Origin of the sequence: Photobacterium sp. SKA34, from assembly GCF_000153325.1 — a bacterium.
Lineage (GTDB): Bacteria > Pseudomonadota > Gammaproteobacteria > Enterobacterales > Vibrionaceae > Photobacterium.
This window is the reverse complement of record NZ_CH724143.1, coordinates 193,678-209,554: the sequence shown is the minus strand read 5'-3', so window position 1 is coordinate 209,554 and position 15,877 is coordinate 193,678. Positions and strand designations below refer to the sequence as shown.

Here is a 15,877-nt window from a genome sequence, read left to right as displayed (position 1 = left end):
TTTTATCCACACCACACAAAAAAAACGTTCGAACATAAGATAGCCAAGATGCATAAAACACCAACTTTAGCCTGTCTATTTAAACAGTTAACATCAAAAAAAATATTTCATAAAAATATTCTGTGGATATCTTTTAAAATGATCCTTTTCTCTAGATTTACCCACTCAAACAGGAAAAAGCTATGTTATGATCTTTAATCTTCTTATCTAGATCATGATCAACGCGTAGCACTATGCCAAAACCTGAGCAACCATCGGCCCCCCTCACTGAACAAGAACTACTCAATCGTGCCCAACAACTAGCAGGGTTAACGCTTGGAGAATTAGCCGATCTTGCAGGTATTATTCCACCAGCTGATCTGAAAAGAGATAAAGGGTGGGTTGGGCAACTGTTAGAATGGCATTTAGGTGCAACAGCTGGAAGTAAACCCGTTCCTGACTTTATCGATCTTGGTATTGAGCTTAAAACGATCCCTATTGGCTATAATGGTAAACCATTAGAAACAACTTTTGTTTGTGTCGCTCCTTTAATTGGGGTACAAGGATTACGTTGGGAAATGAGCCATATTCGTCATAAGCTCTCACGGGTCTTATGGATCCCAGTCGAAGGTGAGCGAGATATTCCCTTAGCAAATCGCCATGTTGGATCGCCATTAATTTGGAGTCCATCGATAGAGGAAGATGCTCAGTTAAAACAAGACTGGGAAGAGTTAATGGATATGATTGTACTCGGCCAAGTCGAGCACATCACAGCACGCCATGGCGAGGTACTGCAATTACGACCAAAAGCGGCAAATAGTAAAGTACTAACGGAAGCCTATGGCGCAAATGGACAGCCTATCAAAACCTTACCTCGTGGTTTTTATTTAAAAACACACTTTACCGCAGAAATTTTAGCCCGATACTTTATTTAAAAAGTATGCTGCGTTACACCGCTGGACTAAAAATACAGCACCATATCTTCTTCACAAGCAGCAGTGATCCCTTCAGGTAAGAATTCATCATAGGGATCAGTTAAACGTAACGTCATATTACTGATCCCAACTGACTTTAATAGCGTCTGTGCCTGCTCAATTGTCTTAAAATGCAGTAAGTTATCTTGCTCATCTTTAAGTGGCTGTAACTGATGCTTATATTCAATTTCCATCAGGTATTCAGAATACCCCGCGTAACATGTTAATACACAATGTGGGATCTTATTCGGTGATGCTTTAATCCATGGCTTTAATTGAGATAGCTTCATTGTTTATCCACACTAAAAAATAAAAGATCTAACATTAACTATGTGTCAGTTTTCTCCCCCTATCAAGTTCGTAATATAATATTCATTTCATCTTTAATTACACTTCTCACTCCAAACGCTTCAAGCTATAGTCAAATCAAATACATTAATGGCAAGGACAGCGAATGAAATACCATAAGATCCCGCATTCTAGTTTAGAGATCAGTAAGATTTGCCTCGGTACCATGACATTTGGTGAACAAAATAATGAGGATGAAGCCCATAGCCAATTAGATCTGGCCGTCGAACACGGTATTAATTTTATTGATACTGCTGAAATGTATCCCGTACCACCAAATGCTAATACACAAGGTTTAACAGAAAGTTATATTGGTAATTGGCTAGAAAAAACACAATTACGAGATAGAGTTGTTATTGCAACCAAAGTGGCAGGCCCACGCAATGTGCCTTATATTCGTGACAATATGTCACTTAATCGACGTCATATTCATGATGCAGTGAATGATAGTTTAATACGGTTAAAAACCGATTATATCGATCTCTACCAATTGCACTGGCCTCAACGGCAAACCAATTGTTTTGGTAAATTAAACTACCATTATGAAGAAGATCATTCTGGTGTTACGTTAATTGAAACACTAGAGGCATTAAGTGAGTTAGTCACAGCAGGAAAAATAAGATATATCGGTGTTTCTAATGAAACTCCTTGGGGAGTAATGTCTTACCTACAACTCGCAGAAAAACACAATTTACCAAGAATCGTATCCATTCAAAATCCCTACAATTTACTTAACCGTAGTTTTGAAGTCGGTCTTTCTGAAATTAGCCATCATGAAGGTGTCGAGCTACTCGCCTATTCTCCATTAGCTTTTGGTGCATTAAGTGGTAAATACTTAAATAATGCCAAGCCAAAAGGGGCGCGATGCACTGAGTTTCCTCGCTTTTCGCGCTATTTTAATCATCAAGGTATTCAAGCTACACAAGCTTATATTGATGTGGCTAATAAGCACGGGCTCGATCCTGCCCAAATGGCACTCGCGTTTGTTAATCAACGTCCTTTTGTTGCGGCAAATATCATCGGTGCAACTACGCTGGAACAGCTAGAAAACAATATAAACAGTATTGATCTCATGCTTTCTGAAGAAGTTATGACAGATTTAGAGCAAGTTGGTATTCAATACTCAAACCCTTGCCCTTAGGGTTTGAATATCACGTAAAGTTTGGCCAGCAAATAAAAATACTTACTGGCCTTACTCCTTACGTGTTGTGTCTAAATCTTAATGTTCGTCTGAGATGACGAACTTTACGCTCAGCATGAACAAGATGACTCAATGCAATACGTCCATCATTCTCAACACCCACATCCCGCAGTAAGTGAGGAGAAGGAACAGGTAAATATACACTGACTCGACGTTGCTGATGTCGCCATACCGCCTCTTCTCGTTTAACATCTTGTTGGATTAAAAAAATAGCAAATCGGATATACACAGACTGGCGCATAATGACATTCTCCTTGGTTTTAAATTGAGATTCGCACTCTAACCATGTCATTCTTCTTTTACTAAAGAATCCGACATTTTCAAATTGGTGAGATATGCTTAAAACCAATATTAACTAATCATTAACACATAACAAGTAAATTTACGCCGCTAGTGTAACTACATGTTTTTATGCTATAAGATTCTACTTTTATTCGCTATAGACTAATTTAAAACCAATATTTTCATGAAATATCAGCATAAACGTTTATGTAATATTGGTAGAGAGAATGATATTTAGCTCTAAAACAAAAACAGCCACCTTGCGGTCGCTGTTGTATTAATTAATCAATAAAAGCTAAATGAGATTAACCTTGTCGGAAACAACGAGGAGGTGGGATCAAGTCATGCTTATTCAGCAATCGATACATAGTGGCGCGAGATACACCTAGCTCTCTCGCTGCTGCTGAGATTTGCCCTTTGTTATTTTCTAATACTGTTAATAACGCCGTTCGTTCCGATTCTTCACGAATTTTCTTTAAACTTTGCTTATCTTCAGTAACACGGGGAATATCTAAATGCTCCGCTTCAATACACTTAGTTTCAACCAGTAATACTGAACGCTTAATTTGACTAATTAATTCACGGACATTGCCGGGCCATTGATATTGAAGCAACATCGCTTTAGCCTGTTCAGAAAACGTTTTAGCAACACTATTATATTGCCTTGCATATTTTAATAATAGAAACTCTGCTAATAGTACAATATCACTGCCTCTTTCACGTAAAGCAGGTACTGTTAGTGACACCACATTTAATCTAAAATAGAGATCTCGGGTTAAAGTATCTAACTCTGATAGATCTTCAAAATTGTGGCTACTGGTGGCTATAAAACGGATATCTAATGTTAAAATACCGCCATCAGGATGATAATAGACACCATCACTGAGTATTTTCAGTACTTCTTTTTTTCGATCATCTGCAAGTAAAGTAAACTCATTAAGCACTAACACACCGTTATTGGCGTAATCGAGATAAGAATTTTTTCCAACCTCATTTATCCATCCGGCTTGTAAACTTTCACAATTAACACGTACTAACGGCTTTTTGACTCGAACCGAAGCTTGATGTAATGCATCTGCTACTACCAATTTTCCGGTACCGATTTCACCATTGATCAAAACAGGTACATCACTTAATGCAACACGCTTAACTTGATCACGAAGTTTCTTCATCACCGGCGTATTACCTTGCAAGCCTTGTTGTCCGAACTGACCTAGTTGAGGCCAAACTTGACGTTCTAACGCTAACATTCCACTTTGGTGACCAATGGTTTGTTTTAGTCGCTCACAAGGAACAGGAGTAGAAAAATAATCTAAGCAAAAATTCACAATAAATTGGCTTATAGCTTCATTATTTAATTGTTCATCACGCACAATCGCTATCCAGCGCACTTGCTTATTACGATTCACTAGTGCGGCTAAACTATGCAAACTGAAATCATCATTACTTAGATCAACAACACCTACACAGGGGCCCATTTCTAACAATAAAGATTCTGCTGCGCGTAAATCATAGCAACGGTGACATGACCATCCAGCCGCCTCCATTGATGGAAGCCACTTTTGATTCACTCCGCCAAAGACAACAATTGAATTCGCTGCCCCGATCTTATTTCGTTTATCCATCCCTAATCGCCCTTGATAACGTTATTACGTAGCACGACTGTTGTTGTAATGTGTATTAATCGTCACCGAACCAAATACTTAACAATACTATATGTACGCCACACCAGTGCGCAACATGTTTACTATAAAATTCAAACTATGCATCTAATTTTCATCTTAAAAGTTATATATTGTCGAAATACGTCACAATCTTAATGAATGATTGTAAATATCACATTTATTTTTAATGCAATAAATTAAAAATAGCACTACGAAATGTAAGGTAAAATATTATACAAGTTTGTTTTTAGCAAAAAAAACCACCGTTAAACGGTGGCTTTTTATATCAGGGCTTAGAATTAGTTGCTTTGAGGGCGCATCGCTGGGAATAGAATCACGTCACGAATAGTATGTGTATTGGTAAATAACATCACTAGGCGATCGATACCAATACCTTGACCCGCTGTTGGTGGTAAGCCATGCTCTAGTGCAGTAATGTAATCTGCATCGTAGTACATTGCTTCATCATCACCCGCATCTTTAGCATCAACCTGTGCTTTAAAGCGTTGGTCTTGATCTTGTGCATCATTAAGCTCAGAGAAACCATTCGCAACTTCACGACCGCCGATGAAGAATTCAAAACGGTCTGTAATGAATGGGTTTTCATCGTTACGACGAGCAAGTGGAGAAATATCTGCTGGGTACTCAGTAATGAAGGTTGGTTGCATTAATTGAGGTTCAGCGGTTTCACCGAAGATCTCTTCTAACAGCTGACCACAAGTCCAGAAATCTTCAACATCAACGTGTACAGATTTAGCAATCTTCACCATTAGCTCACGATCAGCAACGCCTTCGTAAGTTAATGCTTGGATTTCTTCGTGCTCTGGGTTGTACTGCTTGATTGCATCTAGCATGCTCATACGTGTGTATGGGCCTGCAAATTCAACTTCAAACTCACCGTATGGCATTTTAGAAGACCCAAGAACATCAATCGCGATGCTGCTAAGCATTTCTTCGGTCAGATCCATCAGATCGTTGTAATCTGCGTACGCCATGTAGAATTCCATCATTGTGAATTCAGGGTTATGACGAGGAGATAGACCTTCGTTACGGAAGTTACGGTTAATTTCGAATACACGCTCAAAACCACCAACTACTAGACGCTTAAGGTAAAGCTCTGGTGCAACGCGTAGGTACATATCGATATCTAGTGCGTTATGGTGTGTGATAAATGGACGTGCTGTTGCACCACCAGGGATCACATGCATCATTGGTGTTTCAACTTCCATGAAGCCTTTCGTTACCATGAAGCTACGGATCGCAGATACCACTTTTGAACGAACCACAAATGCATGACGTGAGTCGTCGTTAACGATAAGATCAACGTAACGCTGACGGTAACGCATTTCTTGATCAGTTAAGCCATGAAATTTTTCAGGTAAAGGACGCAGTGCTTTAGTTAGCAGCTCGTACTCATCCATATTCACGTAAAGATCACCTTTACCTGACTTATGAAGCGTACCTTTGATACCGATAATGTCACCGATATCTAAGCCTGAATACTTCTCTTTTAGCTCTTTCTGCACATCTTTTGATGCGTAAGCCTGAATACGACCAGATACATCTTGAATAGCTAAGAAAGGACCACGCTTAGCCATAATACGGCCCGCGATTGCAAATACATGACCCGCTTCTTCAAGCTCTTCTTTGGTCATTTCGCCGTATTTTGCATTTAGATCTGCCGCTAAGCTATCGCGACGGAAATCATTTGGGTGGCCATTTGCTTTGCAGTTTTCGCGGATCATATCTAATTTAGCGCGACGCTCGGCAATCAGCTTATTCTCATCTTGTAATTGATCAGTCATGGGGTAACCCTTAAATTTTTACCGAAATTCGGTTAAAGACCTGATTTCAGGCTTGCTTCTATAAAACGGTCTAAATCACCGTCCAATACTGCTTGGGTGTTACGATTTTCCACCCCAGTACGTAAATCTTTAATGCGAGAGTCATCTAAGACGTATGAACGAATTTGACTACCCCAACCAATGTCGGATTTGGTATCTTCACTGGCTTGCTTTTCAGCATTTTGCTTTTGCATCTCATATTCAAACAATTTCGCTTTTAACTGCTTCATTGCCTGATCTTTGTTTTTATGCTGAGAGCGATCGTTCTGACACTGCACCACAATGTTCGTTGGAAGGTGGGTAATACGTACCGCAGATTCCGTGGTGTTAACGTGCTGACCACCCGCGCCTGATGCACGGTATACGTCAATACGTAAATCTGATGGGTTAATATCAATCACGATATTGTCATCAATTTCAGGATAAACGAATGCTGAAGCAAAAGAAGTATGACGACGACCACCTGAATCAAACGGCGACTTACGCACTAAACGATGAACGCCTGTTTCAGTTCGTAACCAGCCATAAGCATACTCTCCACTGATTCTAACGGTAACCGATTTCAGACCGGCAACATCACCATCAGAGATTTCAATGATTTCGGTTTTAAAACCTTTGGCATCAGCCCAACGCAAATACATGCGTAGCATCATTGAAGTCCAATCTTGTGCTTCTGTACCACCAGAACCTGCTTGAAGGTCAAGGTAACAATCAGAGGCATCGTGATCGCCTGCAAACATACGACGAAACTCTAACTTAGCTAACTTAGCTTCAAGCTCTGCTAACTCCGGTTCAATCTCATCAAATGTTTCTTGATCGTTTTCTTCTACCGCCAGCTCTAATAAACCTTCAACGTCTTCAACGCCTTGATCTAGTAGGTCAATGGTTTCAACTACAGCTTCCAGTGATGAACGCTCTTTACCTAACGCTTGTGCGCGATCAGGTTCATTCCATACATCTGGTTGCTCTAATTCTGCGTTTACCTCTTCTAGACGCTCTTTCTTGGCATCGTAGTCAAAGGTACCCCCTAAGGGTATCAGTACGTGCTGACACATCCTCAAGTCGGTTTTTAATAGGATTAATCTCGAACATTGCCACTCTTCATTGTCGAAATGGACATAACCGCAAGATTCTATCGAATTGTAGATAGAATATACAGAGGGAGAGAAAGGTTATAAGAAAATTATTAAGAAAATGGCGAGATTCTTGGCTTAATCAGCCTTGAAAACCTCACCACTAAGATATTCATAGTCAAAAGTTGAAAATAATACTTATTTCGCGATTAACTCTTCAACCATCAATTGCACACTGCGATTTCCTCGGTACTCGTTTACATCTAACCGATAAACCAACCCAACTTGCTGGACCGATGCATCAGGCCAACGTTTCACATCCACATTAAAAGCGATAGCATCAATCACACTACCGCCACTTAAGGGCTCGACCATAATCTTAAGGTGTTTCCCGCCTACTAACTTTTGGTGTAATAATCGGAAAGTGCCATCAAAGGTTGGCTCTGGAAATTGTTGTCCCCAAGGACCACCAGCACGAAGAATTTCAGCTACATCTAGGTTTAATTCATGACCACCTAACTCACCATCTGTCATCAATACCCCTTTCAGTGCATCTTCATCAAGCGCATTGCGAACCACCGCATCAAAAGCTTTACTAAAAGCTTCTAATTTATCTTCAGGGATAGTGAGCCCTGCCGCCATCGCGTGACCACCAAATTTCAAAATCATCCCAGGATTTTGAGTATCGACAAGATCTAACGCATCGCGCATATGTAACCCTGTAATTGAGCGACATGAGCCTTTAATTTCACCGTTACCCGCATCGGCAAATGCGATCACTGGACGATGATATTTATCTTTAATGCGTGAGGCTAAAATACCAATCACACCTTGGTGCCAATCACGCTGGAATAGCACTAAACCATAAGGCATATCTTGCTGATTAAACTTCAAACGCTCACAAATCGCTAAGGCCTCATCTTTCATGCCCTGCTCTATTTCTTTTCGAGTCTGATTTAAGCCATCTAGCTCTGATGCCATACGACGCGCTGATTGAATGTTGTCACACAACAGAAGTTCAACCCCAAACGACATATCATCTAATCGTCCTGCGGCATTAATACGAGGCCCTAAGGCAAACCCTAAGTCACTGGTCACTAAACGCGCCGAATCGCGATTGGCAACTTCAATTAGCGCTTGAATACCAGGACGACACTTACCCGCACGAATACGTTGTAAGCCTTGATGAACTAAAATACGATTATTGCCATCGAGTGCGACGACATCTGCTACGGTTCCCAGTGCAACTAAATCGAGTAATTCAGCCAGATTAGGCATGGCGATACCTTGCTGTTCAAACCAGCCTCTCTGACGCAATTCAGCGCGCAGTGCCAACATGAGGTAGAAAGCAACCCCGACACCACATAGCGCTTTAGATGGAAATCCACACTCATTCAAATTGGGATTAACAATCGCATCAGCGATCGGTAAACAGTCGCCTGGCAAGTGGTGATCGGTAACTAATACGGTCAATCCTTTTTCTTTCGCTACCGCAACGCCAGCAATCGATGAGACCCCGTTATCCACGGTCATAATCAGCTCTGCGCCACGTTCAATGGCTTGCTCTACCACTTCAGGACTCAGGCCATATCCATCATCGAAACGGTTAGGCACTAAATAATCAACATTTTTGCAGCCGAGCATACGAAGCGCTAGCACAGATAATGCTGAACTTGTTGCGCCATCAGCATCAAAATCACCAACAATGATAATTCGTGTATTTTGCGAAAGTGCATCCACTAACAACTGAACTGCACTAGTCATACCATGAAGCTGATTGTAATTAAGTAGCCCCTTGGCACTACGCTCTAACTCAGCATCATTTTTGATCCCACGGCTAGCATAAATACGTTGTAAGATCGGAGGAACTTGATCTGAGAACCCCTCAGTATCTGCTAAAGGGCGACGTTTAATTTCAATCATAATCAGGCTTCTTATCAGTATTATTATCTTTTCATAGTAACGAAATAGCCTATAACAAAAAAGCCTGAACATAATGCTCAGGCTTTCTATTATTCCATCATCGGCTACGATAAATTAGCTTTTTGGTTGGCTATCAAGTAGCTGACGTAATGCTGCAGGCGGCTGATAACCAGGGATCATCGTACCATCAGCAAGAACAATAGCAGGCGTACCGTTCACACCCATTGCGACACCAAGCTCGTATTGTGCACGCACTAAATCTGGACGAGGTGTGATCTTACTTGTATCAAAATTGCCACTCTTCGCATCATCCATCGCTTTTGCACGATCTTTAGCCCCCCAGATCGCACTCATTTGATTAAAGTTGCTAGAACGCTCACCACCACGAGGGAAAGCTAAATAACGAACAGTAATACCTTCGTCATTATATCCTTTGATCTCATTATGTAATTTACGGCAGTAACCACAGCTTGTATCGGTGAACACGGTAACGACATATTTTTCGTTCTTTGCAGGATAGACAATCATGTCTTTTCCCATCGCTGCAATTTTATCCTTGTTCATTTTTGCCATTTTTTGCTCTGTTAAGTTAACAGGCTGCACACCATTATTTTCGTATAAGTGGCCAACGACAAAATACTTACCATCATCAGAAGCATAAACAATGCCACGCTCTGTCATGATTTCATTTAATCCTGAAATCGGAGACGCTTCAATCGATGAAGGGGTTAAGCCTATTTTAGCAAGTTGCTGACTAATCGCCGCTTCATCTGGCTTTGCTGCCGCTGAAAAAGCCGTTAAAGCAACCGCTGTTGCCACAATTGTTCGGCTGATAAAGTGCATTTAATTTATCCTTAATTAATGATGATATTCTCAATCTTTATGAGACCTAATCCATCGTAAAATAGTTTCAAATTTTCTACTATCATTTGTTAGGCAAGAATAAGTTAACTCTAACGGAACGCAAATAGTATTCACTAATTTACCTAACACTCTCTCACAATTATGCGCGAGGATGGTGAGTTTGGTGTAATTGTTTTAACCTTTCCGTTGCAACATGGGTATAAATTTGTGTGGTTGATAGGTCACTATGTCCAAGCAACATTTGTACCACACGAAGATCGGCACCGTAATTTAATAAGTGCGTTGCAAAGGCGTGACGCATCACGTGAGGTGATAATGTATCTGCGTCAATTCCCGCTAAAACCGCATAGTGTTTAATCCGATGCCAAAAGGTTTGACGGGTCATTTGTCTTGCTCGGCGACTAGGAAATAACACATCAGAGCTTTTTTCTCCCAGTAGTTGCGGACGCCCTGTTTCAATAAATTGTTCAATCCAATCGACGGCATTTTCTCCCATCGGGACTAATCGCTCTTTATCACCTTTACCAGTGATCCGCACAACACCTTGGCGCAAGCTAATATTTTCCATTGTTAATGTCACAAGCTCGGTTACACGTAAGCCTGTTGCATACAATAATTCAAGCATCGCTTTATCACGTAGCTCAATCGGATCATTAACATCAGGCGCTTCTAATAACGCATCAACTTGCGCTTCACTTAAATCTTTGGGTAAGCGTTTAGGTAGTTTAGGTGTCACTAGCATCACACTCGGATCGTCGTCGCGCATCTTTTCACGATGTAAATATTGAAATAAACGACGAATAGCAGAAACCATACGAGCACGTGAGGTTTGCTTATAATCTTTATCAAATAGCCATTGTTGATAACGCTGTAAATCATCAACTGAAACACTGATGACATTACGCGACTCTTGTTTTAACCAGCGTAATAGCTTGGTTAAATCATTGCGGTAAGACGACAAGGTATTTTCAGATAATCCTCGCTCCATCCACATCGCATCCAGAAAACGTTCGATAATAACGTCATCGTTTTCCATTTATCACTCCAAAACCTGTGTTAGCAAAGCTTTAACACATGGATAAAAACACAGTACTTTCATCCATCATAGGATATTTTAAAGCAAAAGTAACGAGGCTTATAACAACAGATAATAATAGAAAAAATGTCGGATGCTTTTATTCACGTTATTGAGCTTTTAAGGTCATTACAGGTACACTCAAACAATAAATAAAAATACTAGGATACTCAGCATGAAAATCGGTTTGTTTTATGGCTCAACCACCTGCTATACCGAAATGGCAGCAGAAAAGATCCGTGATTGTATTGGTACTGAACTGATTGAACTGCATAATATTAAAGAATCAGATATCAATGAGATGAACCAGTTTGATATGCTTATTTTAGGTATCTCAACCTGGGACTTTGGTGAACTGCAAGAAGATTGGGAAGCCGTGTGGCAGCAGCTTGATGGATTACGTCTAACCAATAAAACCATTGCATTGTTTGGCTTGGGCGATCAAGAAGGTTACACCGAGTGGTTCCTTGATGCGATGGGAATGCTGCATGACAAACTATTAGAAGCAAATGTTCAATTTATTGGCTATTGGCCTAATGATGATAGTTACCAATTTGAAGCATCAAAAGCCCTCACTGACGATAAGCAATTTTTTGTTGGTTTAGCGTTAGATGAAGATGGTCAATATGAACTTTCTGACCAGCGAATCACCCAATGGTGTGAGCAAATTATGCTTGAGTACGCCGAGACCTTATGATCTACGGCGTTTAGTATACCGTCAAAAAAAGGGATGCGCATTGCATCCCTTTTCTATGTCTACCTTTACAGTGAATTACGCTAACTTGTCTTTTGATATCATCGTGTTGCCACCGAAAAAACGTGTAATCGCAAGCGCAATCAAAGTAGGTAATACCCAACCCATACCATAATTAAACAGTGGTAAAACACTGAACATTGATACATCAAACTTCAAGTACTTCGCCACATCAATCATGCTAAAGATAAAAGAAACCAATAGCACAGCACGGTATGCTAAACGTGGATTCGGTAACCATTTACGTACTAAGGTTAATGCTACCAGTGCAATAGCGACTGGGTACAATGCAAATAACACAGGTACAGATAACGCAATCAGCTGGTTTAAACCTACATTAGCTACTACTGCACATATTACCGCCAAGATCACTGCCCACTTTTTGTAAGACAATGAGGTTAAAGAACTGAAGTAATCAGCACATGCACTGATCAAACCGATCGCTGTCGTTAAACAGGCAAGTAATACAATTGCAGAAAGGATCACCTGACCCGGTGCACCAAATAACGCCATCACATAGCTAGTTAAGATAGTGCCACCATTACCCGCATTAGGTGCTATCGCTGTACTTGTTGCCCCTAAGTAAAATAATGAGATATATACAAAAGCTAAGCCTGCAGCAGCAATAAGACCCGCGTAGATCAGGTAGGTACAGGTTGTTTTTTCATCACTAACACCTTTACTACGGATCACATCAACAATCAGCATACCAAACATCAAGGCAGCGAAAGTATCCATGGTGTTATAGCCTTCAAGGAAACCTTTCGTAAATGCCAATGTTGCATACTCACCTTGTGCTGCAACAATCGAACCTTGTGGGTTTACAAATACCGCAATGGCCAGTGCAGCCAATACGATAAACAGCGCTGGTGTTAAGAACTTACCAATCATGTCGATCAGCTTGCCACGAGACCAAGCAAAAAATAGGGCTACTGCAAAAAAGATCACAGAAAAAGTCGTTAAGCTTGCTTGACCAGCGTCTCCAGCCATAAATGGTTTTACTGCCATTTCATAAGCCACTAAACCTGTTCGCGGCGCAGCAAAAGCAGGACCAATAATAATAAAAATAAGCACCGCCATTAATGTTGCTATTTTTGAGGGTAAATCACGGGTTAACCCCTGCCAACCACCACCCGCTATTGCAACTGCGATAATGCCAATTAAAGGTAGACCAACGGCTGTGACTAAAAAGCCAAACATAGCCGAAAGCATATTTTCACCGGCAAGTTGACCAGCTAATGGTGGAAAAATAATATTCCCAGCCCCCAGAAAGAAAGCGAAAGTCATAAAACCTAACGCTATAATATCTGTTACTTTGAGTGTCTTTTTCAAACTGCACCTTCCACTCTTCTATGGGTTATGTGTTGTTTTTTATAATTATCTACGTTGGATGCAAAATTAAACATATATAACCAACGAAAACATAATGGATAAAAACAGCTTTTTTGGCAATAGCACCGAAACAAACACTACATAATCCATAAACACAGCAATGAAACCAAAATAAAAAACCAAGTAAAGACATAAAGTCAGAGTATAAACCCAAATAATAGTAAAAGATTAAAATATAAATAAAAATCAAACAAAATAGTTAACTATATCGAAGCAAAAAAGCTCAAAAAACAGCTGTGATTGTTGTCGTTATAACGATTACGATTAATCGTTTTATTTCATTATTTAGTTCAAAACACAGGAAGAAATAGCCATGTCGCGCGGCTTTAGCTTTAAACAATTTCACGTAAATGATTTAGACTGCGGAATGCCTATCAGTACCGATGGGGTATTGCTAGGAGCATGGGCTGCCATGCCTCAACAAGGTAAAGTGGTTGATATTGGTACTGGCAGTGGTTTATTAGCACTTATGGCCGCACAGAGAACTAGCACGTTAGCTTCATCTATTACTATAGAAGCTATCGAAATAGATCCACAAGCCGCAGCGGCAGCACGCCAAAATTTCACAAATTCACCCTGGTATCAACGCTTACATTGTATCGAACAAGATGTCACTACGTGGCGACATACACAGCAGCCTAACAGTGTTAATGCAATTGTTTGTAATCCCCCCTATTTCAACTTTGGTCAACAAGCAGAGCAATCACACCGTGCCACTGCTCGACATACCGATACATTTAGCCATCAACAGCTACTTAAAACGCTTCAGTGGCTTCTCACAGAAGAAGGGATCGCCAGCATTATCTTGCCAAGTTACGAAGGACAGCGCTTAATTGAAGCCGCCGCTGAATATCATTTATATTGTATCGAACGTTGCGATGTCCAAAGTACCGAGAAAAAAGCACCGATTCGATTGCTTCTGCAATTAAGTAAAAAGAAACAAACCTGTTATTCATCTCATCTTTGCATTCATAAAGATGGTGATTATTCAATTAAATTCAAAGCATTAACGAAAGATTTCTATCTGAAAATGTAACCTAACACGACATTTATGTGCCCTGTAAACGTTGTAATAATCATCAATGATTGAAGTTTTTATGTTTTAATCGGTGTCACTTACGCCAAGAGTGGCTATAATGCCGCCCCTTAAATATTAATACCCTTGTTGTTATTCTTTGCAATTGGCATACGATAATGACACTTAGCATTTGTCTTGGGAGAGATAACTGGTGAAAGACTTTTCCGAATTAGAGTTAGATAGCGAGCTGTTACGAGCAATTGAAGAAATCGGCTATAGCCGCCCAACAGTGGTTCAAGCGCAGGCTATCCCTCATGCCCTTGACGGTAAAGATGTAATGGCTTCTGCGCCAACAGGGACCGGAAAAACAGCAGCCTTTCTTCTACCGATGATCCAACACTTGCAAGATTTCCCACGCAAAAGACCAGGACCTGCACGTATTCTGATCTTAACGCCAACGCGTGAACTTGCAATTCAAGTTGCAGATCAAGCAAGAGCATTAGCAAAATATACAACACTGAAAGTATTTACCATCACAGGTGGTATCTCATATGACGAACATGCCGAAATGCTGGGTAAAACACAGGATATCGTCGTAGCAACACCTGGGCGTCTTATGGAGTACATTGAAGCTGAGAAGTTTGACTGTCGCGCTGTCGAGTGTTTGATCCTTGATGAAGCCGATCGCATGTTAGATATGGGCTTTGGTAAAATTGTTGAACGTCTTAACCATGAGTGTCGCTGGCGTCGTCAAAGCTTATTGTTCTCCGCTACCTTAGAAGGTAAAGGTGTACGTGAGTTTTCAGAAACAATTTTGAATGAACCTGTTGAAGTCAATGCAGATCCTTCTCGCCGCGAACGTAAAAAGATCCACCAAATGTACCTTCGTTGTGACAACATGGATCACAAGCTTGCTCTGTTAGAAAACATCATAAAAGAACAAGCTGAACGCACAATTATCTTTGTGAAAACACGTGAGCGTCTAGGTATCCTTCGTGGTCAACTAGAAGCCATGGGCATCCCTTGTAACTGGATCCAAGGTGAAATGGCACAGGCTGCACGTACAAACATGATCACCCGTTTTCGTGATGGTGTTGTGAACGTATTAATTGCGACAGACGTGGCTGCACGTGGTATTGATTTACCTGATGTAAGCCATGTGATCAACTTTGATCTACCTCGTACAGCTGAAGTTTATGTACACCGTATTGGTCGTACTGCGCGAGCAGGTAAGAAAGGAACGGCAATTTCTTTGGTTGAAGCACATGATCAAAACATGATCGAGCGTATCAGCCGCTACATGAAAGAAGAAGTGCAAGAGCGCTTTATTCATGGCTTACGTCCACAGACCAAAAAAGCAAGCACCGCGAAGAAAAAGAAAAAAGTGAGTAAAAAAGTAAAAGAAGCGAAAGCGAAAAAGAAAATCAAACAAGCGGCCAAAAAAGGCTAAGCTAAATCGTAATGTCTCTTTTACAACAGAGATAAA

At 40.6% G+C, this 15,877-nt stretch carries 14 protein-coding genes; 5 read left to right on the top strand and 9 right to left on the bottom strand.

Going from position 1 to position 15,877, the window contains the following annotated elements; all coding sequences use genetic code 11:
* The first annotated feature begins 233 nt into the window (after positions 1 to 233).
* The gene (mutH, locus tag SKA34_RS13950) at positions 234 to 914 is read left to right on the top strand and encodes a DNA mismatch repair endonuclease MutH (RefSeq protein WP_006646179.1); all 681 of its coding nucleotides are present in this window, start codon (positions 234 to 236) and stop codon (positions 912 to 914) included.
* 26 nt (positions 915 to 940) lie between these two features.
* Here the strand turns inward: mutH and SKA34_RS13945 are convergent, their stop codons facing one another.
* Positions 941 to 1,243 carry a DUF6482 family protein gene (locus tag SKA34_RS13945; RefSeq protein WP_006646178.1) on the bottom strand — a complete coding sequence of 101 codons (303 nt, stop codon included), beginning with the start codon at positions 1,241 to 1,243 and terminating at the stop codon, positions 941 to 943.
* Positions 1,244 to 1,407: 164 nt separating this feature from the next.
* Here SKA34_RS13945 and SKA34_RS13940 point away from each other — a divergent pair, with 164 nt between their 5' ends.
* Positions 1,408 to 2,442 (top strand): NADP(H)-dependent aldo-keto reductase, encoded by a 1,035-nt coding sequence (locus SKA34_RS13940; protein ID WP_006646177.1) that lies wholly within the window; start codon positions 1,408 to 1,410, stop codon positions 2,440 to 2,442.
* A gap of 58 nt (positions 2,443 to 2,500) precedes the next feature.
* Here the strand turns inward: SKA34_RS13940 and SKA34_RS13935 are convergent, their stop codons facing one another.
* The 7 genes from SKA34_RS13935 to xerD form a co-directional block, all read right to left on the bottom strand.
* A complete protein-coding gene (locus SKA34_RS13935; RefSeq protein WP_006646176.1) occupies positions 2,501 to 2,743 on the bottom strand; it encodes a hypothetical protein in 243 nt (80 codons plus the stop codon).
* Positions 2,744 to 3,089: 346 nt separating this feature from the next.
* On the bottom strand, positions 3,090 to 4,409 hold the full coding sequence (locus tag SKA34_RS13930; protein ID WP_006646175.1) for a sigma-54 dependent transcriptional regulator: 1,320 nt from the start codon (positions 4,407 to 4,409) through the stop codon (positions 3,090 to 3,092).
* A gap of 338 nt (positions 4,410 to 4,747) precedes the next feature.
* On the bottom strand, positions 4,748 to 6,253 hold the full coding sequence (lysS, locus tag SKA34_RS13925) for a lysine--tRNA ligase (RefSeq protein WP_006646174.1): 1,506 nt from the start codon (positions 6,251 to 6,253) through the stop codon (positions 4,748 to 4,750).
* 32 nt (positions 6,254 to 6,285) lie between these two features.
* A protein-coding gene (gene prfB / locus SKA34_RS13920) for a peptide chain release factor 2 (protein ID WP_157044499.1) occupies positions 6,286 to 7,384 on the bottom strand; the annotation gives its coding sequence in 2 pieces (ribosomal slippage) (positions 6,286 to 7,308 and positions 7,310 to 7,384; 1,098 coding nt in all).
* Between the two features lie 179 nt (positions 7,385 to 7,563).
* Entirely contained in the window at positions 7,564 to 9,288 is a 1,725-nt protein-coding gene (gene recJ / locus SKA34_RS13915) for a single-stranded-DNA-specific exonuclease RecJ (RefSeq protein WP_006646170.1), read from the bottom strand.
* A 114-nt stretch (positions 9,289 to 9,402) separates the two neighbouring features.
* A complete protein-coding gene (gene dsbC, locus SKA34_RS13910) occupies positions 9,403 to 10,131 on the bottom strand; it encodes a bifunctional protein-disulfide isomerase/oxidoreductase DsbC (RefSeq protein WP_006646169.1) in 729 nt (242 codons plus the stop codon).
* 160 nt (positions 10,132 to 10,291) lie between these two features.
* Positions 10,292 to 11,188 carry a site-specific tyrosine recombinase XerD gene (gene xerD / locus SKA34_RS13905; RefSeq protein ID WP_006646168.1) on the bottom strand — a complete coding sequence of 299 codons (897 nt, stop codon included), beginning with the start codon at positions 11,186 to 11,188 and terminating at the stop codon, positions 10,292 to 10,294.
* A gap of 214 nt (positions 11,189 to 11,402) precedes the next feature.
* Between xerD and fldB the strand changes: the two genes are divergently transcribed.
* A complete protein-coding gene (gene fldB / locus SKA34_RS13900) occupies positions 11,403 to 11,924 on the top strand; it encodes a flavodoxin FldB (protein ID WP_006646167.1) in 522 nt (173 codons plus the stop codon).
* 75 nt (positions 11,925 to 11,999) lie between these two features.
* On the opposite strand, the gene brnQ is transcribed toward fldB, so the two are convergent.
* Entirely contained in the window at positions 12,000 to 13,313 is a 1,314-nt protein-coding gene (gene brnQ / locus SKA34_RS13895) for a branched-chain amino acid transport system II carrier protein (RefSeq protein ID WP_006646166.1), read from the bottom strand.
* Positions 13,314 to 13,686: 373 nt separating this feature from the next.
* Here brnQ and SKA34_RS13890 point away from each other — a divergent pair, with 373 nt between their 5' ends.
* Positions 13,687 to 14,409 (top strand): tRNA1(Val) (adenine(37)-N6)-methyltransferase, encoded by a 723-nt coding sequence (locus tag SKA34_RS13890; RefSeq protein WP_006646165.1) that lies wholly within the window; start codon positions 13,687 to 13,689, stop codon positions 14,407 to 14,409.
* Positions 14,410 to 14,602: 193 nt separating this feature from the next.
* The gene (gene srmB / locus SKA34_RS13885) at positions 14,603 to 15,841 is read left to right on the top strand and encodes an ATP-dependent RNA helicase SrmB (protein ID WP_006646164.1); all 1,239 of its coding nucleotides are present in this window, start codon (positions 14,603 to 14,605) and stop codon (positions 15,839 to 15,841) included.
* The last annotated feature ends 36 nt before the right edge of the window (positions 15,842 to 15,877 follow it).

What these genes read in the sequence shown, in the direction of transcription:
- mutH (WP_006646179.1), top strand. Translation starts at nt 234, where the DNA reads ATGCCAAAACCTGAGCAACCATCGGCCCCCCTCACTGAACAAGAACTA.
- SKA34_RS13945 (WP_006646178.1), bottom strand. Translation starts at nt 1,243, where the DNA reads ATGAAGCTATCTCAATTAAAGCCATGGATTAAAGCATCACCGAATAAG.
- SKA34_RS13940 (WP_006646177.1), top strand. Translation starts at nt 1,408, where the DNA reads ATGAAATACCATAAGATCCCGCATTCTAGTTTAGAGATCAGTAAGATT.
- SKA34_RS13935 (WP_006646176.1), bottom strand. Translation starts at nt 2,743, where the DNA reads ATGCGCCAGTCTGTGTATATCCGATTTGCTATTTTTTTAATCCAACAA.
- SKA34_RS13930 (WP_006646175.1), bottom strand. Translation starts at nt 4,409, where the DNA reads ATGGATAAACGAAATAAGATCGGGGCAGCGAATTCAATTGTTGTCTTT.
- lysS (WP_006646174.1), bottom strand. Translation starts at nt 6,253, where the DNA reads ATGACTGATCAATTACAAGATGAGAATAAGCTGATTGCCGAGCGTCGC.
- recJ (WP_006646170.1), bottom strand. Translation starts at nt 9,288, where the DNA reads ATGATTGAAATTAAACGTCGCCCTTTAGCAGATACTGAGGGGTTCTCA.
- dsbC (WP_006646169.1), bottom strand. Translation starts at nt 10,131, where the DNA reads ATGCACTTTATCAGCCGAACAATTGTGGCAACAGCGGTTGCTTTAACG.
- xerD (WP_006646168.1), bottom strand. Translation starts at nt 11,188, where the DNA reads ATGGAAAACGATGACGTTATTATCGAACGTTTTCTGGATGCGATGTGG.
- fldB (WP_006646167.1), top strand. Translation starts at nt 11,403, where the DNA reads ATGAAAATCGGTTTGTTTTATGGCTCAACCACCTGCTATACCGAAATG.
- SKA34_RS13890 (WP_006646165.1), top strand. Translation starts at nt 13,687, where the DNA reads ATGTCGCGCGGCTTTAGCTTTAAACAATTTCACGTAAATGATTTAGAC.